General features: G+C 56.3%; 18 protein-coding genes. 15 read left to right on the top strand and 3 right to left on the bottom strand.

The genetic code is table 11. The features are described 5' to 3' along the window. Positions 1 to 118: 118 nt before the first annotated feature. Positions 119 to 928 carry a phytanoyl-CoA dioxygenase family protein gene (locus GZH47_RS08675; protein WP_162639729.1) on the top strand — a complete coding sequence of 270 codons (810 nt, stop codon included), beginning with the start codon at positions 119 to 121 and terminating at the stop codon, positions 926 to 928. 96 nt (positions 929 to 1,024) lie between these two features. Here the strand turns inward: GZH47_RS08675 and GZH47_RS08670 are convergent, their stop codons facing one another. After that, on the bottom strand, positions 1,025 to 1,792 hold the full coding sequence (locus tag GZH47_RS08670; RefSeq protein WP_162639728.1) for a methyltransferase domain-containing protein: 768 nt from the start codon (positions 1,790 to 1,792) through the stop codon (positions 1,025 to 1,027). A 363-nt stretch (positions 1,793 to 2,155) separates the two neighbouring features. Between GZH47_RS08670 and GZH47_RS34360 the strand changes: the two genes are divergently transcribed. The 7 genes from GZH47_RS34360 (at position 2,156) to GZH47_RS34355 (ending at position 11,708) form a co-directional block, all read left to right on the top strand. Beyond that, entirely contained in the window at positions 2,156 to 4,663 is a 2,508-nt protein-coding gene (locus GZH47_RS34360) for an AraC family transcriptional regulator (RefSeq protein WP_162639727.1), read from the top strand. A 499-nt stretch (positions 4,664 to 5,162) separates the two neighbouring features. Beyond that, positions 5,163 to 5,300 (top strand): hypothetical protein, encoded by a 138-nt coding sequence (locus GZH47_RS08660; RefSeq protein WP_162639726.1) that lies wholly within the window; start codon positions 5,163 to 5,165, stop codon positions 5,298 to 5,300. 1,423 nt (positions 5,301 to 6,723) lie between these two features. Beyond that, on the top strand, positions 6,724 to 7,698 hold the full coding sequence (locus GZH47_RS08655; RefSeq protein ID WP_162639725.1) for an ABC transporter permease: 975 nt from the start codon (positions 6,724 to 6,726) through the stop codon (positions 7,696 to 7,698). A 13-nt stretch (positions 7,699 to 7,711) separates the two neighbouring features. Next, positions 7,712 to 8,611: a carbohydrate ABC transporter permease gene (locus tag GZH47_RS08650; protein WP_162639724.1), complete on the top strand. Its 900-nt coding sequence runs from the start codon at positions 7,712 to 7,714 to the stop codon at positions 8,609 to 8,611. 118 nt (positions 8,612 to 8,729) lie between these two features. Continuing rightward, on the top strand, positions 8,730 to 10,406 hold the full coding sequence (locus tag GZH47_RS08645; RefSeq protein ID WP_162645138.1) for a type 2 periplasmic-binding domain-containing protein: 1,677 nt from the start codon (positions 8,730 to 8,732) through the stop codon (positions 10,404 to 10,406). Between the two features lie 121 nt (positions 10,407 to 10,527). Continuing rightward, positions 10,528 to 11,433 carry an AraC family transcriptional regulator gene (locus tag GZH47_RS08640; RefSeq protein ID WP_162639723.1) on the top strand — a complete coding sequence of 302 codons (906 nt, stop codon included), beginning with the start codon at positions 10,528 to 10,530 and terminating at the stop codon, positions 11,431 to 11,433. A gap of 140 nt (positions 11,434 to 11,573) precedes the next feature. Then, a complete protein-coding gene (locus GZH47_RS34355; RefSeq protein WP_263866911.1) occupies positions 11,574 to 11,708 on the top strand; it encodes a hypothetical protein in 135 nt (44 codons plus the stop codon). Between the two features lie 219 nt (positions 11,709 to 11,927). Here the strand turns inward: GZH47_RS34355 and GZH47_RS08635 are convergent, their stop codons facing one another. Continuing rightward, positions 11,928 to 17,438: a DUF7507 domain-containing protein gene (locus GZH47_RS08635; RefSeq protein ID WP_162639722.1), complete on the bottom strand. Its 5,511-nt coding sequence runs from the start codon at positions 17,436 to 17,438 to the stop codon at positions 11,928 to 11,930. 155 nt (positions 17,439 to 17,593) lie between these two features. Here GZH47_RS08635 and GZH47_RS08630 point away from each other — a divergent pair, with 155 nt between their 5' ends. From GZH47_RS08630 to GZH47_RS08620, 3 genes are all read left to right on the top strand, one after another. After that, a complete protein-coding gene (locus GZH47_RS08630; protein ID WP_162639721.1) occupies positions 17,594 to 17,977 on the top strand; it encodes a hypothetical protein in 384 nt (127 codons plus the stop codon). 238 nt (positions 17,978 to 18,215) lie between these two features. Continuing rightward, a complete protein-coding gene (locus GZH47_RS08625; RefSeq protein WP_162639720.1) occupies positions 18,216 to 18,614 on the top strand; it encodes a VOC family protein in 399 nt (132 codons plus the stop codon). A gap of 76 nt (positions 18,615 to 18,690) precedes the next feature. Beyond that, positions 18,691 to 19,632 carry a nucleoside hydrolase gene (locus tag GZH47_RS08620; protein WP_162639719.1) on the top strand — a complete coding sequence of 314 codons (942 nt, stop codon included), beginning with the start codon at positions 18,691 to 18,693 and terminating at the stop codon, positions 19,630 to 19,632. A gap of 63 nt (positions 19,633 to 19,695) precedes the next feature. On the opposite strand, the gene GZH47_RS08615 is transcribed toward GZH47_RS08620, so the two are convergent. Further along, positions 19,696 to 20,670, bottom strand: a complete 975-nt coding sequence (locus GZH47_RS08615; RefSeq protein ID WP_162639718.1) for an N-acetylglucosamine kinase — start codon at positions 20,668 to 20,670, stop codon at positions 19,696 to 19,698. Between the two features lie 204 nt (positions 20,671 to 20,874). Between GZH47_RS08615 and GZH47_RS08610 the strand changes: the two genes are divergently transcribed. From GZH47_RS08610 to GZH47_RS08595, 4 genes are all read left to right on the top strand, one after another. Further along, positions 20,875 to 21,663, top strand: a complete 789-nt coding sequence (locus GZH47_RS08610; RefSeq protein ID WP_162639717.1) for a class I SAM-dependent methyltransferase — start codon at positions 20,875 to 20,877, stop codon at positions 21,661 to 21,663. Between the two features lie 191 nt (positions 21,664 to 21,854). Next, a complete protein-coding gene (locus tag GZH47_RS08605; RefSeq protein ID WP_162639716.1) occupies positions 21,855 to 22,301 on the top strand; it encodes a GNAT family N-acetyltransferase in 447 nt (148 codons plus the stop codon). Positions 22,302 to 22,360: 59 nt separating this feature from the next. Continuing rightward, a complete protein-coding gene (locus GZH47_RS08600; RefSeq protein ID WP_162639715.1) occupies positions 22,361 to 22,882 on the top strand; it encodes a GNAT family N-acetyltransferase in 522 nt (173 codons plus the stop codon). An 85-nt stretch (positions 22,883 to 22,967) separates the two neighbouring features. Then, a complete protein-coding gene (locus GZH47_RS08595; protein WP_162639714.1) occupies positions 22,968 to 25,001 on the top strand; it encodes a Na+/H+ antiporter in 2,034 nt (677 codons plus the stop codon). Positions 25,002 to 25,097 lie beyond the last annotated feature (96 nt).

The raw sequence follows: 25,097 nt of genomic DNA, 5'->3' as shown, positions 1-25,097 counted from the left end.
GCAAGGGAATCCTTTTTATCCGCGTTGAACGTATTCCATCTCAAAGTCTCGTAAGCTGATTTGATAAGGTTGTTTGGTTTGCTTGTAATCCACTTCGCGCAAGTCGGGAGGATGCTGCATGACTGCTGAACAGTATCAAGGGTTGAATGCGCTTTCGGAGCCCGGTGAGTTCACCGAGCTTGATCGTTTCATGTTTGAATCATGGGGATACCTCGTCATTCCGAACGTATTGACGGCTGACGAGACGCAAGCTTGTCTGGCCGCCGCAACCCGTTTGCACGAGAAAGAGGGAACGACGGGATGGGCCCAGGTCGGCCGCGGATTCGAGACGGAGCAGGTGCTGGAGGATTTGATCGATCATCCGGCCGTGCTGCCCAAAGTGAGAGCCTTATACGGCGACCGCTTCATTCTTCAGTCCGCTTGGTGCACGAAACAACCGGCGTTCGGCGGTTTCGGCGGATGGCATCAGGACGGATCGGGCGCCTACGATTTCAAGAAGCTCGGCTATCCGATTCCGCTGCTGCAGCTGCGCGCTTCGTTTCTGCTGACGGATCAATCCCTGCCGAGAATGGGCAACATGGAAATGATCCCGGGCAGCCATCGGGCGCAGGTGCCGCTCCCGGCGGACATTCGCCGCGACAAAGCCGATCTGCCGATCGGGCAGGTCATCTGCGCGCCGGCCGGCTCCGTGCTGCTGTTCCACAACGCCGTATGGCATCGCACCTTCGTTCATGACGGCGATTACGATCGCTTTACCATGCACTATATTTATAGCCCGCCTTGGGTTCGATTCTCCGACCGATTCGAGAACGACAAGGATTACTTGGAGCGGACGACGCCCGTGCGCCGATATTTGGCGGGCGAATACGAGCGGCCGGACGCGCCGTTCGGCGCCGGGTACCCGGCGACGGCGTTCGAGGACGAGTAAACCATGGGGCAGGGAAGCGGAAGGCACAGCCGTTATGACAGGGATTAAATAGCAAAGCGGCCGATGGAAGGTGATCTTCCGTCGGCCGCTTTTGGGTTATTTTCGTGCCCGAACAATCATGAAGCTTTGATCGGGATTGACTTCTTGGAAGGCATAATCGCCATAGACGGACACGTCATGGAAGCCGGCTTGTTCCAGCATCATGAGGAATTCATACTTGCCGTACCATCGCATTCTCGTGGTGCTATAGCGGGTATCCAGCAAGACGCCGTCGCGGAAAATCTCATAACGCTCGAGCTTCGTATGCAGTTGTTCAAGGAAATCAATGCTCGTCTTGGAGCTGACGACGATATCCGCACCGTCGCTGCCCGTCCCCTTGAATCCGGATGTCCATTTATCCTCGTGATTCGAGAACAGATGCTTCGGGATGAATAGCGGGACGAGCGCCTGTCCTTCATCTTCGAGATGCGCATGGATCCGTCTTAATGCCTCCATGGCGATTTCCCGTTCCGAGAGGAGGACGAACGAAGCGGCGGGGATATAGATCGTCCGATATTTCTTAGGCAGCTGCAATTGTTCCATGTATTGTTCGTACAGAACGGGAGTCTGGCCGCCGGCCTGCGCTTTCGCTCTGCAGAGGTCCAACATGTCCGAAGAACAATCCGCGCCTTCGACATCGATGCCGGCCGCCAAATAAGGCAGCAGCAATCGCCCCGTACCGCATCCAAGCTCCAATGCCTTGCCTGGAACTTCGTTGATCATGTGTTTGTAAAATTCGACTTCATCGTGCTGGTTTCCGCCAAACCGCATATCGTACGTTTCGGCAAGAATGCCTTCATAAGTATCAACCGTATTCATCGACATCGGGTAGTTCCCTCCATGGGTTCATTTCTGTAATGACGCGCACGGAAGGTTAACGCTAAGCTGCCGGATTAACCTTGCCGTACCTCGACTATCGTTGTTTCTGCTGCCCGTCTGCTTGTGTTCATAGCAATCACTCGCTTCCATATAAAGTAATTTCACTATAGGCCATTTCGCAAGGAGTGTCTATACGAGCTGCGAATTTCCTAAGCGGGCATTGGAATAATAGACAAATAATTGGTGAGATCAACAAAGACGATTTGTCCGCCGGGGCGTATAATAGACACAGCAATGTATGCGCTTCCACATCGCGGATCGCTCTATCACGGTAAGAGTGCAAACTTTCTCTAAAAGGAATGATGGTGCTTGAATCGTACATGGCTGCGAAAAATGATTTGGTCGTATCTGCCGATTTTCTGCTTCATATTCTCCTTCCTCTTCTTTGTTTTCTTCCAAACCCTCGTCGAACAAAACAACCGCAATACGAAAGAATCCAGCCAAGTGTTCGTGAACCAGCTGCTGCAGTCCGTGGATGTCAGCTTACGTTCGCTCGACAATATGCTGATCCGCGAGATGGTGTCCAGCAAGCTGCTGACCGATTTCTTCCAAGAGCGCGGCAAGGACAACGTCTTCTTGAACTATCAGGTAGTCAATCGGATGCTCGAGTTGAAGCAGGCTCTGCCGATCATCGACTCGTATTATTTGGTTCGCAATAAGGATGGCATCGTCTTCAGCGGCACCACGACGAAGATGGACGCCTTCTCGGACATTGATTTCATCCGCAGCCAGCAGCAGGGCAAAATGTCGTACACCTCCATGTGGAGCACGTTCCGCACCTACCGCGAATTTTCGAACCTGCAGCCCAAAGAGGTTATCAGCCTCGTGCATAACGTTGCGATCACCAACGGCGCGGACGGGATGATCGTCGTGAATATCAGTCTGGCCTCGCTCCGCAACATGCTTGGCGAGATGTACGATCCGGAGCGCGCGTTCGTCCAGCTGTACGATAACGGCGGCAATCCGTTGTTTCATGCGAAGGGTGAGCCGGATCGCAGGCGCGTGCTCGCCAGCCAGACGTCGTCCTATACGGGATGGACGGCGGAGAGCGGCGTCACGAACGGGAAGACGGTTGCCGCGATCTCGGGCATATCGAGCGTGTGGCTGATGCTGGGCCTGCTCGTTTTTGTCGCGGGCGGCGTCTCGATCGTCTACATTACGCGGAAGAATTACAAGCCGATCGCGGATCTCGTCTTCCGCATTCAGGATCAGTTCGGTACCGGAAAGCCGGCGCTCGGGAGGCTGGCCGTCGATGAATTCACGTTTATCGAAACGGCGATCAACAACTTTGCCGAGCAGACGAAGGTGTTCCAGCAGGAGAACCAAAGGACGGCGGCACGCAAGCAGAAGGCGCTATTCCGCGAGCTTCTGTCCGATAGCGGATTCCAGGAAGGCGGACATGCGGAGAGCGGGCTGCAAGAGAGCGGGCATGCGGGGAGCGGACGCAAGGAGGGCGGATACGCGCCAAGCATCGTTTCGTCCGGCCTGCCGCTCCATGACAGGCTGCAGGTGTTCGTGATCGAAATCGATCATCCGGAGCATGCGTTCGGCCGCTACAAGAGCCGCGATCAGTCGTTGTTCAAATTCGTCATCAGCAGCGCGGCTCATGAAATGTTCACGATGCACCAGCAGATGAGCGTATGGCTGGAATGGACGGCGCCGCTGCAGCTGACAGGGATTCTCTTCATGACCGGCGAGGATGAAGAGGCCGCTGCGGCAGCGGATACGGCGCAGCGTCTCACCGCCTGGGTGCATGCGCATTTGGCTTTCTCGGTGACGATTGGCTTAGGGGAGGCCGTTGAGGCTGGAAGTGGAGCGGGCGGAGAATCGGGAGCAGTCGCAGGGGGAATGGCGGGGAGAGGAACGAGAGAGGGGATTGGGACGGGAGCAGGTGAGGGGGCGGAGGTAAGAGCAGGAGCAGGAGCAGAGGCAAGAGTAAGGGCAGGTGAAGGTGCAGGAGCAGAGGCAAGAGTAAGGGCAGGTGAAGGTGCAGGAGCAGGAGCAGGAGCAGAGGCAAGAGTAAGGGCAGGTGAAGGTACAGGAGCGGGGACGTCCAATCGCCAGGCATTGACGGCGTTGACGTTCAAGGCGGCGCTCGGTCATAATCGCGTTATCGCCTACAAGGAGACGCAGCAAGCGACGGCCAAGGAAACGAACAAACATCTGCAGGCGATTCATCGGCTGATTCAGCAGCTCCGTCTTCACGATTCCGATTGGAAGGACGGCTTCGACGACTTCTTCAAGGGGATGCGCAGCTGCTTCCTGCCGAAGAACGAGATCGCGGGCTTGTGCCGGTATTTTGTCGACCATCTGGACCTTCAATTGTCCCAAGCCTCGAAGGAATATTACGATGTATGGATGAATGATACTTCCCCTCCGTTGCAGCAGGCGATCGAGGAGTTCGATACGCTCGACGAGCTGCAACTGCTCTTCGGCGCCACGCTGGCGCGGAACGCTGAACAGATGGCGCTGCTCGCCAGTCATCGCCAGCATCATCAGCTGCTCCAGGAGATTAGAGATTACATCGGGCAAGACTACGCGAATTCGGAACTGTCGCTGGAATACCTAGGCGATAAATTCGGCATCAGCGCCAAATATATCAGCCAGCTGTTCAAAGAGGAATTCGGCGAGAACTTCCTTGACTATCTGTCCCAGCTGCGCATAATGGAAGCGAAGAAGCGGCTGTTGGAACAGCCGGATTCGATCCAGGAAGTCGGCGAACGCGTCGGTTACGTGAACGCGGCGACATTCCGCCGAGTCTTCCGCAAAGTGGAGGGCGTCTCGCCCGTGGATTACCGCAAACGCCATGCCATGTAAGGCCGGATGACCGCATCCGGCGAACAACGAGGGGCCGTCCTAGCCGTCATCGAAGATGACGCGGGACGGCCTTTTTGCGTATATCGTTGTTTAGAATGACGGGCAAGAGGCAGAGCCTCCGGCGTGAGCGGTGGCGTCGGAAACCGAAGCGGCGATACTCGCGTTGGGTTCTGCGTTGCGTGTTGGAGCTGAATTTTCGAGTTGGGGATCCCGCTAGGGAGTTATAGTGCGCTTCGCGTTCGGGCTGGTTGTGCGATGAAGCCAACGAAAGTGTTGAGCGTCACCTGCGGAGCTGGTGATGGAGCAGAATGAAGAGAGCAGCCCGCGGAGTTGGAAAGGGCAGTCCGCGGAGTGGAAGTGAGTAGCCCGCGGAATTGAAGAGAGTTACTCGCGGAGTGGAAGAGAGGGCAGCCCGCGGATTTGACGAGAGAGCAGCCCGCGAAGCTGAAGAGAGCGCGGGCTGCGGAGCTGACGAAAGAGTAGCCCGGAGCTGAAGGGAGTGCAGCCCGCGGAGTTGACGAGAGAGCAGTCCGCGAAGCTGAAGAGAGCGCGGGCTGCGGAGTTGACGAGAGAGCAGCCCGCGAAGCTGAAGAGAGCGCGGCCTGCGGAGCTGACGAAGCGCCACCCATGGGGCTAACGAACTGTACTAGCCTTATTTTGGCTTTTTACGGTCCGTTGGGATTCTAACGAATCTTACAGACGCTAATGAACTCAAAAGCAATTATTTTGCTTGTTTTTCGCTCGAGTTTACATGTATAAGCACTCTGGAGTTCGTTAGATTCGAAAGAGACGTTAAAAACACCAAATAACGATTCCTGGATTCGTTAACGTGAATGTACTGGCGAAGGTCCTTCGAGTTGCACGGCATTATGCCAGAGAGGAGGTCGGTGCGATGCTTGAGAAAAGATTGCGGCCAGGAGATCCGCTATTGGTTGGTTTTCATTGATATTCGATGTGTTGGCGGCCAGGAAATCCGTTATTGTACACGTGGAGGCTGGTTTTGGCGCTATCGAGGGTAATAACGGCGCCTGTGGCCGCTCAATGACCAGAAGTCCCGAAAACGAGTAAATAGCGGCCCCTGTGGCCATTACGATGTAACTTTTCCGTGGCGGCGAGAGCGGAGTGGACCGGAGGCCAAATGCATGCGTCGCTCAGTGGCTGGGGTGGTGCGCGGCTGCCCCGCGGCTGTGGCCAGCAAGCCGCAAGCGCCTCCGACTATGCGCGCCGCCCCGCGGTTGGGGAGAGCAAGTTGTAGCGCCTCTCCGACTGCACGCGGCCGCCCCGCGGCTGAGGCCCCAAGTCACAGCGCCCGGTCAGCACGCCCGTCCAGCACGCCCGTCCAGCACGCCGCGCCGTCTCGCCCGTCCAGCACGCCCGGCCAGCACGCCCGTCCAGCACGCCGCGCCGTCTCGCCCGTCCAGCACGCCCGGCCGCCTCGCCCGGCCAGCACGCTCCGCCAGCACGCCCCGCCGCCCGTCCAGCACGCCCGGCCGCCGGCCGCTCCCGCCCCGCGGCCGTCTCGCCCTGCGGCAAGCTCGCCCGGCCAGCACGCCCGGCCGCCTCGCCCGGCCAGCACGCCCGGCCAGCACGCCCGGCCGCCGGCCGCTCCCGCCCCGCGGCCGTCTCGCCCTGCGGCCAGCACGCCCGGCCGTCTCGCCCGGCCAGCACGCCCGGCCGCCTCGCCCGGCCAGCACGCTCCGCCAGCACGCCCCGCCGCCCGGCCAGCACGCCCGGCCAGCACGCCCGGCCGCCTCGGCCGGCCGCCTCGCCCCGCCGCCCCGCCGCCTCGCCCGGCCAGCACGCCCGGCCGCCTCGCCAGGCCGCCTCGCCCCGGCCGCCGGCCGCTCCCTGCCCCGCCGCCCGCCGCCGGAAAGATGAGCGGCGCCCGGAAAATTGCGCGCTGGCGCGGGAAACCCAGCAGCGGTGCGGCACACGGAAAAATCATCCACCCATGGATTAGTGGCCGTTGTCCGCAAGAATCCGTTCCTTTATCGTTGAAATCAATCCAGCTCGACCAATCACGAAGTACGAATCGTAAGGAAGGGAAGTGAGGGAACATCATGCCGGCAACGACGGGGGCACTTGAAAGGAAGAAGACGGAATCAACCATCAGCGGCACATCGCTTGTGCTCAGGGATCGCGGGAAGAGGGTGAAGCGGCATTGGCAGTTGTATCTGCTCGTGCTGCTGCCGATTGCTTACTTGGTCATCTTCAAATATATCCCGATGTACGGCGCGCAGATCGCCTTCAGGGATTTCAGTCCGGTGAAGGGCATCACCGGCAGCGACTGGGCGGGGATGAAACATTTCTCCACGTTCTTCAGCTCGCCGAACTTCTGGATCCTGATCAAGAACACGCTGGTCATCAGCATCTACTCGCTGATCATCGGGTTTCCCGCACCGATTCTGCTGGCGCTCGCCATTAACGAAGTCCGCAGCATGCGCTTCAAGCGGCTGGTGCAGATGGTCACGTTCGCGCCGTATTTTATTTCGACGATCGTCATGGTCTCCATGATTATTTTGTTCCTCTCGCCGAGACTCGGCTTCGTCGATCATATTCTGAACGTGTTCGGGATGGAGTCCGTCAATTTCATGGGGATCCCCAACTACTTCAGCAGCATTTTCGTATGGTCGAACGTGTGGCAGGGCATCGGATACGGGGCGGTCATTTATTTGGCGGCGCTGTCCGGCATCAATGTCGATCTATATGAAGCGGCACGCGTCGACGGGGCTTCCCGGATCCGGAAAGTGTGGCATATCGACTTGCCGGGCATCATGCCGGCGGCGACCATTCTGCTTATTCTGAACGTCGGGCAGATCATGAACGTAGGCTTCGAGAAAATTTACCTGATGCAAAATCCGCTCAATACGAGCACCTCGGAAGTCATCTCGACCTACGTGTACAAGATCGGTTTGCTGGGCGCGAATTTCAGCTTCTCGGCCGCCGTCGATTTATTCAATTCGGTTATCAATCTCGTGCTGCTGTTAAGCGTCAATTACTTTGCCAGACGCATATCCGAAAGCAGCTTATGGTAGGAGGCGACCCAACATGACACGTTCGAACGCCATTCGGGAATCCGTCGGCGACAAGCTGTTTCTGACGCTGGTATATGCTTTTCTGGGCCTTGTGCTGCTGGTGGTGCTGTACCCGCTGATCTATATCGTAAGCTCTTCCTTCAGCTCGCCCCAAGCGGTCATCAGCGGCAAAGTATGGCTGCTGCCGGTGGACTTCAGTCTCGCGGGCTACCGTGCGATATTCTCGAATCCGCAGATCACGACGGGGTACGCCAATTCACTCTTCTATACCGTCGTCGGCGTATTCATCAACGTCGGCTTGACCGTTATGCTGGCCTACCCGCTTTCCCGATCGACCTTCTACGGCCGCAACGTCATCATGGGTTTCCTCGTGCTGACGATGATGTTCAGCGGCGGCTTGATTCCCTACTATTTGACGGTGAAGAACCTGCATCTCCTCGACACGAGATGGGCGATGCTGCTGCCGAGCGCGATGGCGGTCTGGCAAGTGATTATCGCGAGAACGTTCTTTCAGACGAGCATCCCGAAGGAGCTTGGCGAGGCGGCCGAACTGGACGGCTGCACCGATCTTGGATTCCTGTGGCGCGTCGTGCTGCCGCTGTCCAAGCCGATTTTGGCGGTACTCGTGCTGATGTATGCGGTCAGCCAGTGGAACGCGTATTTCGAGGCGCTCATCTTCTTGAAGTCGCAGAATCTGTTTCCGCTCCAAATCATTTTGCGCAACATTCTCATTCTCAACTCCATCGATTCAAGCATGATGGTGGACGCGAACAAGATGGCGGCGATGCAAGGGCTGCGGGATTTGCTCAAGTTCTCCCTGATCGTCGTGGCGACGGTGCCGATACTGGCCATCTACCCGTTCGTTCAGAAATATTTCGTCCAAGGCATCATGATCGGATCACTGAAAGGATAGGGCCTGGAGCTGTCGAGTATGGGGGTGATGCCGTCGTTTGAAAGCGATTTCAACAATGGTGTGCTGAAAGAGAGAAGCATGGTACGATGACAATACCAAGGAGGCGTCTGTCTTGAAAATGAAGAGAAGCTCGCAATTGCTCGGACTCATTCTGATCATGGCCATGATCTTCACCGCATGCAGCAACGGCAACGACAAAGGAAACGGCGGCGGGGGATCGAACGCAGGGACCGCAGGCACGAACAATAGCGGCGGAGACGCGGGCAGCAGCGGGAAACCCGTCACGCTGGACACGTTCATCAGCGTATCGCCGCGCATCGAGGACATCAACACGAATACGGTGACCAAATACATCGAGAATAAACTCAATATTAAATTCAAGTTCGACGCGACGCCAAGCGCCAACGCCAAGGACAAGAAGAAGCTGATCATGGCGAGCGGCGACTATCCGTCCGTCTTCCTGTCGGGCGACTTCTCGCAGGCGGAACAAATCAGCTACGGCAAACAAGGCATCCTGAAGCCGCTTAACGAGCTGATCGATAAATACGGGAACGAGATCAAGCGCGCTTTCGCCGAGGATAAAGATTTGCAGGCGGCGATTACGGCGCCGGACGGCAACATCTATGCGCTCCCGCATATTAACGATTGCTTCCACTGCTGGTACTCGCAGAAGATGTGGATCGACAAGACATGGCTGGATAAGCTGGGGCTGAAAATGCCGACGACGACCGAAGAATATTACCAGGTGCTGAAAGCGTTCAAGACCCAGGATCCGAACGGCAACGGCAAGGCGGACGAAATTCCGCTGTCCGGCGCGTTCAATACGTGGCACGGCATTCCGTCGAACTTCTTGATGAATTCTTTTATCTACGATAACGATGAGGACTTCTTCTATATGAAAGACGGCAAGGTGCAGCTGGCGGCGAATCAACCGGAATGGCGCGAAGGACTGACGTATATCAACAAGCTGTTCAGCGAAGGCTTGATCGACAAAGAGGCGTTCACGCAGAACAATGACCAGATGGCGCAAGTCGGCAACAAAGAAGGCGACAACGTCAGCGGCAGCGTAACGGCCGGCCATATCGGCATGTATTTCAGCTTGGCCGAAGGGCAGAACCGTCATAAAGAGTATGTGACGGTAGCTCCGCTTACCGGACCTGGAGGCGTCGCCTATTCCGGGTACTACAAAGCGTATGGCAACGGACAATTCGCCATTACGAACAAGGCGACCGAAGAGCAGGCGATCGCGGCGATCAAGATGGCGGACTACATGTATTCCGAAGAGCATGCCATCATGAACGAATACGGCCTCGAAGGCAACTATTGGGAGAAGGCGAAGGATGGCGAGAAGGACGTGCACGGCAATCAAGCGAAATACAGTTTGAATCCGAAATATTGGGATGTAACGACGACCTACAACGACGCATGGGATCAAATGGGCATCACGAGACGGACGCGCGAGATTCGCGAATCGTGGACGGCGCCGGAAGATCAGTTCTCCCAGCAAGGGTATGAATATCGCCTCTATCTCGAGACGGCGAAGAATTACGAGAACCGCCAGCCGGAAGAGACGTTCCCGCTTACGATCTTCATGGAGGAGAACGATGCGAACGAAGCGATCATGCTGCGTACGCAGATCAATGACTATGTTCGTTCGAACATGGCGCAGTTCGTAACGGGCTCCAAGAAGCTGACGGATTCCGAGTGGGACAGCTACATCAAAGGCTTCGACGGTTTGAATTTGAAGCATTATCTGGAGATTTACCAGGACGCGTACGACAAACAGAAGAAATAAGCGATCGGATGAGGAACCGGCCGTGCGGCGGAGGAGGGTTGTCCTTGCCGCACGGCCGGTTCTATAATGAAGCTGGAGCATGGTCGACTACAAGACTCGAATGGCCGAGGAGGAATCCTGGATGAGCGCTGCCTACGGCGGCAATGAGCAGGCATTGATCGATCCGACCGTTCTTCACCCCTTTCTCTTGTTCGCCCAGCGGTATGCTTTCTACCCGAATGAATCCTCTTTTGAACGGATCGCTTACATGAACGCGATAATAATCGTGGAGACCGGAGAAGGTCATCTGCATATGGATAATCGGGATTATCCGATGAAGGCGGGAACGCTCGTCTATATTCCTGCCGGCAAAATGCATCGTTGGCGGGCTGCCCAGTCCGAGCCCATGATTCACCGGACCGCGTACTTCGATTGGAATCCGCGGCAGCGGCCTTTCGTGAGCGAAGGGCAGTTTTTTCACATTCTTTCCCTTCACTCCGCGCCTCTCTCCGTCTATATGGACGAAGAACCGGCTATCCGAATCGAGCCGATAACGAAGATCGATAATTTGCCGCTGTGGCTCTCGTATCATAACCGGTTCTTGACGATGCCGGGACGAATCGGCGGCGCGGACATGAGGGAAGCCATTCGCCTGCGCGGCGAATTTCAGGTGTTTCTTTCTTTATTTCTCTCGAATACGAGCAAGGATGCAAGCAATAACGGCGACCCGCGCATTAAGGAATTGTTGAAGCTGGTGGCGAGCCAAGCGGAAATCGAGGAGCAGGAGCTGGTGCAGTACGCCGAGCAAATCGGCTTGAAGCGCAGCCGGTTTTACGCCTTGTTCCGCGAGGAGACAGGCCTCTCGCCGAAGCACTATATGACGCGCCGGAAGCTGCAGCGGATCAAATGCGATCTGCGGCAATCGGACGTGACCATTACGCAGATTGCGGAGAAGTACGGCTACTCCAGCATCCATGTGCTGTCCAAGAACTTCCGCAAGCATATCGGCTTAACGCCTTCGGAATATCGGCGGCAGAGCCGGATGTGATTGGTGACTGTGACTGGTGTTTGGTGCTTTGGTTCCAAACTGGCTCCAGTCGCCAGCAAAGCCGTCGCCATGACAGGAATTAGCCGTCTGCATGAAATCCTCCTCTCCCGTCCATCTTAGCTAGGATGGAGGTGAGAGCAATGACGGGAAGAAACAGCAAGCCGAAGCGGAGAGGACCGGAATCCCATCCGGGCCGACTCGACCAATACGGCGATAAGCTGGCCGAAGACAGCAGCACGAAACCGATGTCGCCAGACAACGGCAAGAGCTGCTAACAGCCAAAGCTGAACAAAGGCCTCGACGACCGATCGTATGATCGGAGGTCGAGGCCTTATTCACGTTCTCGCAGTTCTTATCGTGATTGTTCGTATTCCCATATTCCCGTATTCTCGTTCTTCTCATTATCGCCCCGCACGGTTACCTGCTATGACTGCATTCTCCGCGACTGCGTTCTCCGGTGACGATTCCCGGTTTTCCGCGTTCGCTGCCCCAGCTTACTCTTCGTTGTCATCAATGTTGACGTGAACCAGATTGGATGGAGACGTTCCTCTCAGCTCGAAATCGCTGATGAACGTATAGCTCGCGAACGCCTGATTGACGAGCAGATCTCCCGGCTGGTCCGCATCGATTTTCACTTGGAACACGACGTTGACGGAAGCGCCCGGATGCAGCGTGCCAAGCGGAAGTCCATCGTTCAAGTTCTCATCCGCAACGATGCTGCCGTTCACTGTGATGCTGCCAGGAACAAGCGAAGTTCCAGTCGCCAGCGGATCCCTCAGGACGACTTCAAGCGCAGGGAGCGGAGTCGGATTCGCCACGCGAATGAAGTAGTCGACGAAACCGTGGAGTTCCGCGGTCGTAGGCTCCGCGCTCTTCTCCACCAGCAGCCCGACGACAAGCAGCTCTTTCGAGACTTGCACGGGGTCAGTCTCGTCGGCTGCCAGCTGCGCCTGATTGACGATAACGGATCCGAGCTTGGCATCCGCCGGGATCGTATAGAACTCGTAGACCGTAAACGTGGTATCCTGCAGTCTTTCAGCGGTATGCACGCTCAGATGCGGGAGGGCATCGGTCAAGCGAACGTTGTGAACCGTTTGATTGCCGATATTGGCCGAGACCAGCGTGACCTGGACCCGTTGGCCTGGATAGCCCAATGAAGGGAAGTCCTTGGTCAAGTGGAGTCGCGGCCCCGGCAGGACAGTCACGGTGCTTTGTGCGGATGTAACGACGGTCTCGGTCGTCGAGACGAACACTTCGTTCGTAATCTGCGAATGAACAGGCTGATTCAGCGCGACCGGCAAGACGGAAGAGAAGGTGATCGTCTGGCCTGCCGCCAGGGAAGTGATGGTCTCTGACAGCTCGATGAGCGGATCCAGGATGAAGAGATTCGTCAGCGCGGCATTCGACGTATTCGTAATGGTGGTCAAGAATGTAATCGCATTTCCCGGTTGGACCGTCGGTGATTGGGCCGTTTTGTTGACAAGAATCGAAAAGGCGGCTCCGATGCGAATATTGGTCATCGCCTGTACCGGAGCGGTCTGGTCGGAGACGGCGGTGACGATATTAATGATTCTCGACCCGGCGATGGCATCGAGCGGAATTTGAAACGCAATCGAGAGGACCACGGTAGCTTGCGGACGAAGGATTGCAATGGTTTCGTTCAGATTAATGAGCGAATCGAACAAGTGAACGTTCGTCAACGGCGTGTTGCCGGTATTCGTCACTTCGATGGCATAGTCGAGTATGCTTCCTGGCTCCGACACGACTCTGTCTTCGATTTTGCGCAGCGATAACGAAGGAGCGGCGATCACTAGAATAGGTGCTTCGGCGGTTACGGGAAGGGTCTGATCGGATGAGGCCGTTACCGTATTGACGATGATCGTGCCCGCAGCGGTGAAAGGCGGAATCGGGTAGTGGGTGACGACGGTTTTAGACGTCCCGGGCAGCAGTACGGGAATTTGCTCGAACCAGCTGAGCAGCGGATCCGTTACGATGACGTTCGTCAGAATGGCCGCCGACGTGTTGGTCACGACGATCGTGAATGCGATGAGATCTCCGGGAGCGCCTGACGCCGGAACGGCGGTCTTGGCAATCGCCATCGTCGGGGGATCCCCAACGCTGATGCTGGCCGTCGCTGCCACCGGTTCTGGCGTCTGGTCCGAGGTGGCCGTCGACGTATTCGTGATAATGGTCCCGATCGGCGCGGGGGGCACGATGAACGGAACGACGAAGCTTTGGTTCGCCCCGATGGCCAGCAGAGGAACGACCGTCACGAAACCTATCATCGGATCGGCAACGACAATATCCGTCAGCGCGATATTGCCCGTATTCGTAATGGTCAACGTATAGTTGACCTGTTCTCCCGGCAGAGCCGACTGAACGTCCGGCGTTTTGGTAAGCGTGAGCGACGGCGATGTCAGAATGTCCACCGTGGCGGAGGCACTGATGCTCAATCCGGATACCGTAGCGGTGGCGGTGTTGACGAATTCCGTTCCGCCAGGCGTCCCGGCGGGAATGACGAACGGGAAGACAAGCGAGACGCTGTTGCCTGAGGCTAAAGCTGCGATCGTTTCATTGATGCCGAGCATCGGATCGGTCACATGTATATTGAACAGCGTAATCAACGTATTGTTCGTCACGATAATCATATAGGTGACGGTCTCGCCGGGAGCGGCAATCCGCGGCTCCGCGTTCTTCTGGATGCTGATCGAGTCGGAGGGAAGCGGCGTGACGAGCACCGCGGCGTTGGCGATGACCGGACCTGTTTCCGTAGATCGCGCTACGGCGGTATTGACGATGATCGTGCCCGGCGGGTCTTCTCCTGTCAGCGTGTAAGGGATGATGAATCTCGAGCTTGCGCCTTGACCCAGGACAGGAACGACGGAATCAAGCGGCGGCGTGTCATCCGTCACGAGCACATTCGTAAGCTGCGTATTGCCGGTATTCGTGACGATAATCGTATACGTAACCGTCTCGCCGGGGAATGCGGCAGGAACATCGGCCGTCTTCGTAATCGAGATTCCGGGAACGGCGAGCACGGTTACGTCTGCTTCTGCGGTAACGCCGGGGGTCTGATCGGACGTAGCCGTTACGACATTGGCGAATACTGTGCTTGCCGTCGTGCCGTCCGGGATGGTGAAGTCCTGCGTGAAGACTTTCGTATCGCCTGGCTGCAAGATCGGGAAGGTGTCGGTCAGGCCGAAGAAAGGATCATCCAGCGTGACGTTGGTCAAGGGGATGAGCGAGTTATTCGTGAGGCTTACCGAGAAGGTGACCGTCTGTCCCGGCGCGGCGGAGGCAGCACTGACCGATTTGGCAAGCGTGATGGACGGAGCTGCGACCACGGTAACCCATGCCGTGGCTTCAACCGGTGTCGGCGTTTCGTCCGATACGGCCGTCGAGGTGTTGGTCAGAATCGTTCCCGGGGGAACGATCGGTACCGTGAACGGAATACTCAATGCGAAGTCGGTGCCGATGGCAAGCGACGGCACCGTCTGATCGATGCCGAGGCTTGGGTCGAGCAGATGAACGTTGGTAAGCGCAATATTGCCCGCGTTCGTAAGGATCAACGTATAAGTGACGTTATCGCCCGGATTGGCAATATCCGGCGTAACGGACTTGGTCAGCGTCAGCAGCGGATTCGCCGCGACCGTTACGTGCGTAGAAGAGGTCCGAACCGGCGTCTGGTCGGAGTCGGCGCTTACCGTATTGGGGATGACGCTTCCCGCAACGGCATCGGCCGGAATAATGAAAGGCGCATGAATGACGACGGTGGAACCGGCGGGCATCGAGACGAAAGTCTGCATCACGCCGATGGTCGGATCGGAAACCACGACATTCGTTATCGTATCATTGGAAGTATTGGTAACGGTAATCGTATATTCGACGGTTTCTCCGGGAATCGCCGTCGACGGGGCGACTTGCTTGTGAACGGAAAGCGAATATACCGGAGCGACGATAATTTCGCTGGTGTCCGATGCGGGCGGCGTTTCATTCGAAGTGACGGTAGCCTGATTGAAAAATTTCGTGCCTGCCGGGGTGTCCAGCGGAACGGTGAAGAACGCTTCCGAGGCATTCTGCGCGCCGACCGGCAGCGTGGGAATGGTTGTCGAGAAACTAAGGCCAGGATCGCTGACAACGACATTCGTTAATGGAATGTTGCCCGTATTCGTTACGACGATATCGTAGATGACGGTGTCTCCCGGTGCGACGGAAGGTCTCCGCGGCGTCTTGGCGATGCCGATCTTCGCGGCGGGCGCAACGGTAACCTGGACGGTATCGGATAGGGTTCCGAGCGAGGATTGAAGTACAGCCGTATTGGTGATGATCGTTCCGGCTGGCGTTCCGGAAGGAACGGTGTACATGCCTTCGAACATCGTGGATGCTTTCGGATTTAATTGCGCGATCGACTGATCCAAGGATATGAGCGCATCCGTCAGATGAAGATTGTATACGGTCGTAAATTCCGAATCGTTCGACACGACCACGGTATACTTGATCGTGTCGCCGGGCAGCGCGGTCGTGCGATCGGCGGTTTTCATCAAGGTAACGGTCGGCGTTTCCGTAATGAGGACTGAAGCTTGCGCGGATACAGGCGCCTGCAGATTGGAAGCGTTCAGCACGGCCGTGTTGACGAACGTGCTTCCGATGACCGCGTTCAGGGGAACCGTATACACGTAAGTCGCAATGGTGCCGCTCGTGAACGTTGGGAAGAACAGATGAAGTCCGAGCGTCGCGTCGGTGAGGGTAACATTTTGGAGAGCTGCGCGGCCAGGGTTGAGTACGGTAAACGTATATTCGATCATATCGCCGGGAGCCGCGGTTAACCGGTCGGCCGATTTGACCAGGCTGACGTTCAGGAAACCTTCGATCGTGATGGTGACGGAGCTGGATTGCTGAGGCGTTTGATCGCTCTTGGCGGTTGCGGTATTGAGATACATGCTTCCCGGCTCGCCCGGCTGCACTTCGGAATTGATGGTGAAACTAATCTCTTGGCCGGAGGCAAGCTGCGGTACCGTCTGACTGAACCCGAGGAGCGGATCATTGACGAGCACATTCGTCAGCGTGCCGCCGCCGGTATTGCTGACCTGGATGACGTATACGAGCGGAGTGCCTGCCGTGCCGGAAAACGAGGAACTGCCGTTCACCGTTTTGCGAATCGTCAGATGCGGCGTACAGAATACTTCCGGGAGGCAGCCGATGAAAGGAATGGCATGCGCTTCGAGCGAGCCTGTCGTATTAATAAAGGACTTTGCCACCATGGTTCCGTCGATATTGCCGTAGCCGACGGCGCTCCATACGGCAAATGGCGCCAGCACCGAGCCCTTGATGGACAAGTTCAGGTTGAAGGCCGTCGTCGCTTGGAAGAAGTTCCACAGGATAATAGCGCCATTGTTCGGCAAAGCCTGGCCGCCGTTAATAAAGATCGCGTAGTTGCCGAAGCCCACGCCGGTTCCGCTAATATTGACGAGCACGGTGGATCCTGCCGGCGTGACGATGTTGATGCCGTTGGCCGAGGCGAGCGAGACGCCGGAGCCTGCCACATTGTTTCCGTTGATCGTGAATATATTCAGTGCGGGATTCGTTCCGGTCAGCACGATTTGGCCGAAATTCACGGAAGCCGTTCCTGTTGCCGCCATCGCGCCCCATGAAGTGGATGCGCAGGTCAAGAACTGCGCCGCCGCGGCAAAGTCGACCGGCGTCCCGATTTGCGGTTGAGGATGAACGCCGTTATTGTTCGTCATCGTATAGTTCACGATCGTCCCGCTTGGGCTGATGACGCTGTTTCCGCTAAAGTTCGTTCCCTGCAAAATATCCATCTTGCCGCCGACGATCAAATCCGCCCTGGTCGTGGATACATTAAGCGAGCTGCCGACTCCATAGCTACGGTAGGTCGCATTCCCGCCGACCGCGACTCTTCCTCCGGCATCCACGAACGATTGCGTATGATCGGCGAGCACGAAGACGTTAAAATCATTCGCGACGCCTAAATTCGCACAAGCCATCGTATTCCCCCCATTCCGTGCAAATGTCAAAATATCCGCTGTATGTTATCTATTCAGCGGTTCACTCATAAAGTACAATTTCTTATTGGCATTAAGAATCGTCATTAAATTCAAACCTATGGAAACACTACCTCCATCGAACGGAGGTAGGATAGATGAAGCTGCTGCTAATAGGGCTGCTGATTTGGGGCTTCGCCGCCGCGGACTCGCCGCCGCCGCTGACCATAACGACCGTTCCGGCACCCGAAGGTTCATGGGTGTATCTGCCTGATGGCGCCGGATCGTTCATTATTCGCGTTCATGGCACGACAGCAACGCAAATCAACGTTTGGCGAGTGCCGACAGGCACGGGACAGTGGGTAAACCGAGAGCGGATCTGTGACTACAGCGGCGTAATTACGGACTGGAGCTGTACATGGAGATACGCGAAGGACGATACCATCCACGATCACTTCGTCGTGGGACTTCGATTCGGCGATCAGTGGGACATGACCGCGTTCAACGTGACTCGCCGGCATGACCAAGATCATCCGCAGTAACGTTGCCATGCAGGCCTCCACGAAGTATTGTCTAGATGAGTGGGGATTGTAATCGAACTGCAATCCAATCTTCATGTTGGTTTAATGAAGCCGGCCTATAATAAGTCTCAACCCCCTTAAATATATAATTAGACCCGCAGCCCGTTGCTGCGGGTCTCTTTTTTGTTCGTTTACATTTAAAGGGGTTTTTTCGCGCGAGAGAGAATTGTTCATGGAGGCTAAGCGAGGAGGTTTCACGATGGACGTGGTAAACGCGGCCAAGAAAGCGAAAATGATCGGAATCGACGGTGTCTACATCCCGGTTTCGAATCGGAAGCAGTCCGAGGCCTGGTATGTCGAGCATCTTGGGATGGAGCATGGCGGCGATTATTTGCTTGCCGGCAGTCAGGAAGTTTTTTTGCGCGAGCGGCTGGAAGAGGAAGTCCTTACGTTCCGCACCAACGAGTGGCTGGCGAACGGCGAGAGCTATGCGATGCCGATCGTCTGTTTTCGCACATCGGATATTGATAGCGTTTACGGGCAGCTGCGGACGCTGGACATTCGCATGGGAGACATGATCGTACATAGCTGGTTTCGCGAGTTCGACTTTTGCGATCCTGACGGAAACAAGCTGAAAGTATGGCAGCCGAAAGAATAATTAGCATCGATCAACTTAGACCAGCCAGTTGGCTGCAGAAGGAAAATCAAATGAAAATGATGGAGGCATGCGAACCATGGCAGCGAACGAAACCCCGTTTTACACGCCTGCGGCACCTGTCCGCATTCTATTAGATACCGATATCGGACCGGATTGCGATGATGCCGGCGCGGCAGCCGTGCTGCATGCATTGGACAAGGACGGCGAAGCGACGATCGCGGGGATGATGCACTGTACGTCCAGCAAGTGGGGCGCGGGCTGCCTGGATGCGCTCAATGCTTATTACGGAAGACCGGATATTCCGGTCGGCACATTGAAGACGGAAGGCTTCCTGAACGATGATGCCGGTTACGAGAGATACAACAAGGGAATTACGTTGAACTATCCGAACCGCTACAAGGAAGAAGCCGCGCCGGATGCAGTCCGACTATACCGTGAGCTGTTGGCGAAGAGCGAGGATCAGAGCACGGTAATCGTGGCGATCGGCCCGCTGCCGAACTTGATGAACTTGCTGCAATCGGAGCCGGACGAGCTTTCCCCGTTGAACGGCACGGAGCTGGCGGCGCGGAAGGTAAAGCATCTGGTCGTGATGGGAGGCGCGTTCCCGCGGGGGAAAGAGTGGAACTTCGAGATGCATCCCGAATCCGCCTCGTACGTTGGAGCGCATTGGCCGACGCCGATCACCTTCACCGGATTCGAAATCGGCTTGGACATTCATACGGGCAGCAGGCTGTTCACCGAATTGCCGGCCGATCATCCCGTGCGCCAAAGCTATTCCTGGTACGTGGGCGAAGGGAAGTCCCGTCACAGCTGGGATTTGACGGCAGTACTCTATGCGGCGCGCGGCGCGTTCCCTTATTGGGATCTGGTCCGCGGCCGTATCGAGGTCGATCGGGTCACGGGCGAGAACGCGTGGCAGGACGATGAAGCGGGACCGCACGCCTACTTGCGCGCGCTGTCGTCCCCCGAGTCGGTAGCCGAGCTATTGGATGAACTCATGGTTAAACACGGCGGTTAAACGTGTGTAGGTTTTGCAGGAAAGGCTGGTTCCGATTGGTTAGGAAAGCTGCCGCAGCGAGTGTTATACAAACTCGCTGTTCTGAATGCGGCGCCAGACGTCGTCGGTGATTGGTTTATTCAATTGGTTCATCGCATATAAAACCGCTCCTGCAGCAGGCGGAAGCTTCGGCTCTACGATGGTATATTGCTTGTTCGCACCGCATCTGAGCTGCTCGCTTAAGCGCTTGATGAAATAAGGACTGTTGGCTACGCTGCCGATGAAGGCGACCTCGACCGTTTCGCTTGCGAAAGCGGCGGCCAGAAGCTCGATGCCGACCTTGATTTGATGAATGGCGCGATCGCATACGCTTACGGCAACGGAGCTTCCCTGTTCGGCAGCTGCAGTAAGTAGAGGAGCGAATGTACCGAAGGTCTTGTTGCGTTCCTGTTCGTCTGCCTCGAACCCGGACCGGGCCAGCTTGGCGAATTCGGAGATCGACGCCACGTTCCAATGCTCCAGCATCGACTGGATGAGCGCTTCGTCGGTAAGGTTGACATGACCTGCGAGCACTTCGTAGGCGGCATCATAGGCAATGAAGCGGGCAGCGCTGGCGGCATAATGATGGAAGTCGTAATTCCGCATAAACCGGCCGTCTTCCGTAATGCCCACGATAATCGAGCCTGTCCCCGAGATGACGATGATTCCGGGCTTGGCCAACAAGGCGCCGGAGTGAGCCACGACGGCGTCATTCACATGCCATTTGGGACAAGACAGTCCGGGAAGATCGGTTAACGGCGCAATCCAGTCCAGATCGGACGGCTCGTCGTACCCGGCAATTCCTGCGGCAAGGCCGACGACCTGATGCGCTTGTTTGTCTGCCGCTTCAAGCGCTTCGTGGATAGCTGTATGTACATTATTTACGGCAGACCGATCTTTATAGATGGATGCGCCGCCTTTCTCGCAATAGGCTAACGCGTTTCCGTTAAGATCGCAGACCAGCACGCGCGTGTGCGTTCCGCCGCCGTCAATTCCGATGACTACCTCATCCGTTACCATGGTGAACACCTCGTTATTCGTTGGATTCACCTAGCATACATGACGTTCTTGCGAAATTTCAAAGGTTTTGTCGTTTCCGCCATGTCGAATGCCGGATTGCGAGTTGGATTCGTTCTCCCACTGCGAGAAGATGGAACCGATAGACAGGGAATGTTACAATGTAGAAATCAGTATTTTGGGGCAATAGATGGAGGTTTGGTTAGGGTGGAAGCGACGCAGCACAATCAGAAAGCATGGAATGACGGCACGTACGATTCATGGGTGAATCGGTTCGGAACGCCCAAGGAAGCAAGCGAGAAAATCAAGCAGGACCCCAAGAAGCGAATCGGTTCGGCGTTCAAGTTTATGGGGGAGTCGGTCGAGGGGAAACGCATCATCAATTTGCTTGGCTCCAACGGCAATAAAGCGGTCGCATTAGCGCTGCTGGGCGCCCAAGTAACGGTCGTCGATTTCTCTTCGGAGAATGAACGGTACGCCATGGAATTAGCGCGGCAAGCAGGCGTCGAACTGAAATACATCGTCTCCGATGTCTTGCAATTGCCCGAGCATGAATTGGCGAATACCTTCGACATGGTCTTCATGGAATTCGGCATCCTTCATTATTTCACGGATCTATCGCCGCTGTTTAAAGTGGTGCGCAGTTTGCTTCAAGATGGCGGCGTGTTGATCTTGCAAGATTTCCACCCGGTAACGACGAAGCTGATCAGCTCCAAGGGCACGACGGCTAACATTCGGAAGCACAAAGTGAGCGGCGATTATTTCGAAACCGCGCTCGTGGAGAAGAACGTGTCGCATTCGAAGTACGCCGATTCGGAGCAGGTCCATGATGCGGCGCCCAAGGTTTACCTGCGTAATTGGACGCTTGGCGAAATCGTCACAGCCGTAGCGAGCGAAGATTTAACGATCAAAGTGTTGGAGGAGCTTCCGAATTTGTCCTCCGAGGTGTTCGATAAAGGGATTCCGAAGACATTCACGGTCGTCGCGCAGAAATAAGGCGTTGACGGAATTTGATAGCATGGTCAGGAGCGGGCTGCCGGTTGGGCGGCCTGTTTTGCATGCGGAGAGAGAAGGAAATTCGGTCGGAATCGTGGAATTGAATGATTGGAATAAGGGGTGGACTGATTTGGAATCGTCTATTGGGGGGCCGTGGAGTCCAGGAATTAAACTTCGAAAGGAAGGGTTCGATGGGAGTGAGTTTACAACCAGTGTCGATGGACAACTGGTATGCTTGTACGCAGCTTAAAGTGAAAGGAGAGCAGGCTGCTGTTTTCCCGGCACCTGTCGTTTACTGGATTGCCGAATCGAAATACAGGCATGATTACGAGCTGCGCGCTGTGTATGGTGACGAGGAGCTAGTTGGATTCATCGTGTTCTGCGCGGAACCGGATGAGGACGACAACTATTGGATTCCCGCGCTCATGATTGATGAGAGGCATCAGGGAAAAGGATACGGGAAGGCAGCCATGGTGAATCTGATTGCCTTGCTGGGCCGGATGGGATGCAAACGGCTGATGATCGGGCATCGTCCGAACAATCACATTGCGGGAAGCTTGTACGAATCATTGGGGTTTCAGAAGGTTAGTGACGTAGTAGTCGACGGAGAGATTATACGTTTACTTCATATCGATTGATATCCGACAGGCTGCCGGTTGGGCGGCCTGTTTCCATAATCGAGCCCGGGAGGCGTCCGATGATGCATAACGTCGAAGTCGGATTAAGAAGAATGACCGAATCGGATTATGACGCGATGGTGAGATGGCGGCAGGACGAGGAAGTTAGGAAGTTTTACAGCAATCCGCATACGACCTATTCCCGCGAGATGATCGAGCGCAAATATGCGTCGAGAATCGCGGGCAATGATAAGAAAGCCCCGATCATCGTCGAGTGGGATGAACAGCCCGTCGGGTACTTGCAATATTATGAGCTGGATTCGGAAGAGAAGGAGGAGTATGGACTGGCGGCGCATTTACGAATGTATGGCATGGACATCCTGATCGGCGACCCGCTCTTCAGGAACCGGGGAATCGCCGCGCGAGCCATTCGCTTGGTTCAATGCGAGCTTGAAGCGAAGTCAGCCATCCACGGCATCCTGTTGAAGGTCCATCAAGCGAACGGAAGCGCCATTCGATGTTATGAGAAATGCGGGTTTTACATATGGAAAACGATCTCGGACACGCTCCTCCTAATGCTGTATGCGAGGGGCGAGTTTTGAGTTTCCGCGAAAAGGGTATCCTGTTGACGGGAGCGCTGATTGGACTATAGGAATCGCCCCTCATCATGGAACACCGGAGGAACGCATGGAATTATTTCTCGTCGTGCTCGTCTTATTGCTGCTGCTCGCCGTCTCGCAGGTGGTGCAGCGCCTTCTGCCGTTCATTCCGCTTCCTGTCGTCCAGATTGCTCTCGGGGGATCGGTCGTGTACTTGCCGTGGGATCTCCATATTCATTTGGAGCCGGAGCTGTTCTTCATCCTGTTCATCGCTCCGCTGCTCTTCAATGACGGCAAACGAACGCCTCGCGAAGAGCTGTGGAAGCTGCGGCTGCCGATTCTGCTGCTGGCCGTCGGACTCGTGTTCCTGACCGTCTTCGCGGGCGGGTATGCCATTCATGCGATGATACCCGTTATTCCGCAAGCGGCGGCGTTCGCGCTGGCGGCGATCCTGTCTCCGACAGATGCGGTGGCCGTGTCCGCGATCGCTTCGCGGGTTCATCTGCCGCAGAACATCCATCGGCTGTTGGAGGGCGAGTCGTTGATGAACGACGCCTCCGGCCTCGTCGCGTTCAAATTCGCGATCGCCGCGGCCGTGACGGGCACCTTCTCGATCTGGACCGCATCGTGGAGCTTCCTCGTGATCTCGCTGGGCGGCCTGCTGCTCGGCGCGGTGCTGGCGCTTGCGATTATTTGGTTCCGCGTGGCGCTTCGGCGCTTCGGCATCGAGGACGTATCGGTTCATGTGCTGATTCAGGTCCTCACGCCGTTCATTCTCTTCTACGTCGCGGAGCATCTCGGCTTATCCGGTATCCTGGCCGCTGTCGCTGGCGGTATCCTGCACGCAATCGAACAGGACCGATCCGGATTTACGACGATCGAGCAGAAGTTCGTCTCGGAGATTACGTGGAACGTCATTCTGTTCGTCATGAACGGCCTGGTGTTCGTGCTGCTCGGCCTGCAAATTCCGGAAATTCTGCACAACATCTTCAGCAATCTGGCGTATGACAATTTCCAGGCCATTGCCCATGTGCTGATTATCTATGTCATGCTCATTGCGCTCCGTTTCCTATGGCTGGCGTTGTCGGAGTGGCTGATCAAACCGCTCGGCGGCCGCAGCCACGACTGGCGGGCGATCATCTTGACATCGCTGTCCGGCATCCGCGGCGCCATTACGCTTGCGGGCGCGTTCACGATCCCGCTCGTGCTCGGGAGCGGCGCGCCGTTTCCGGAACGGGATCTCATGATCTTCCTCGCGGCCGGCGTGATCTTGGTCTCGCTAATCATCGCAAGCATCGCGCTCCCGCTGCTGGCAGGTCAGCCCGACGAGGCGGAAGGCGAAGGGTCAAGGCGGGAGGCGGAATTGCGCGTGCAGAAAGAAGCGATCAAAGCGGCGAATCAGGCCGTGCGGCTGGCCATCGATGAAACCAACGTCCATTCCGCGGCGATCGTCATTTCGGACAACGACCAGCGGCTGTCGGACATCAAGCGAACCGAGTACGACATGCTGTCCCGCAAAGCGCGCAACGAGGAGATGTACCTGCGCCAGCTGGGCATTGCGGAGGAGCGGCGCTGCGTGCAGCTGCTGCGCGAGCAGGGAGAGATCGAGTCGGAAGAAGCGGCCGTTCTGGAGAATATGTTCCGCAGCATTGAAATCGTCATTTCCAATCGCTTTCATATTTTCTACCTGCTGCTCTATTCGCTCGTGAATAAAGTCGTGATGTTCTTCTATCCGGCAAAACGCAGGGGTTATGACATCTTGAAGGCCAAGGACCGCAAGGCGTTCATCCGGATGCGGATTACGACCGCGGCCTATGCGCTCGACAGGCTTCAAGGGAATGAAGCTTGCGCCAATGCTTCTATTAACCGGGTTTGCGGGCATTATCGGCAGATGATCAGCCTGCTGAACAACCGGCTGGCGGCGCCGAGTCCCGACGATGTGGTGGAGGAACAGGTTCAGATGCTGCGGATGCTGTCCATCCAAGCGGAGCGCGAAGCGCTGCAGCAGCAATACCAGCAAGGACACATCGGGCGCCAGCAATTGAGCAAGCTGCAGTTTCAGGTCAGCATGCATGAAGCGGAAGTGCTGGATATCAACTGGGGGAGCTTCCTGCAGGCGTAATCGTCATGGCAGGCGTGGCTGGCGGCTTGTTGGACTGCCAAGCGGATGTAAATCATACGATTCGGCGCCTATTAGCAGGCGCCGTTTTTTTGTGGC

This window comes from Paenibacillus rhizovicinus, assembly GCF_010365285.1.
In the GTDB taxonomy this organism is placed as follows: Bacteria; Bacillota; Bacilli; order Paenibacillales; family Paenibacillaceae; genus Paenibacillus_Z; species Paenibacillus_Z rhizovicinus.
The sequence above is the reverse complement of the archived record's forward strand: the minus strand, read 5'-3'. Positions and strand labels throughout refer to the sequence as shown.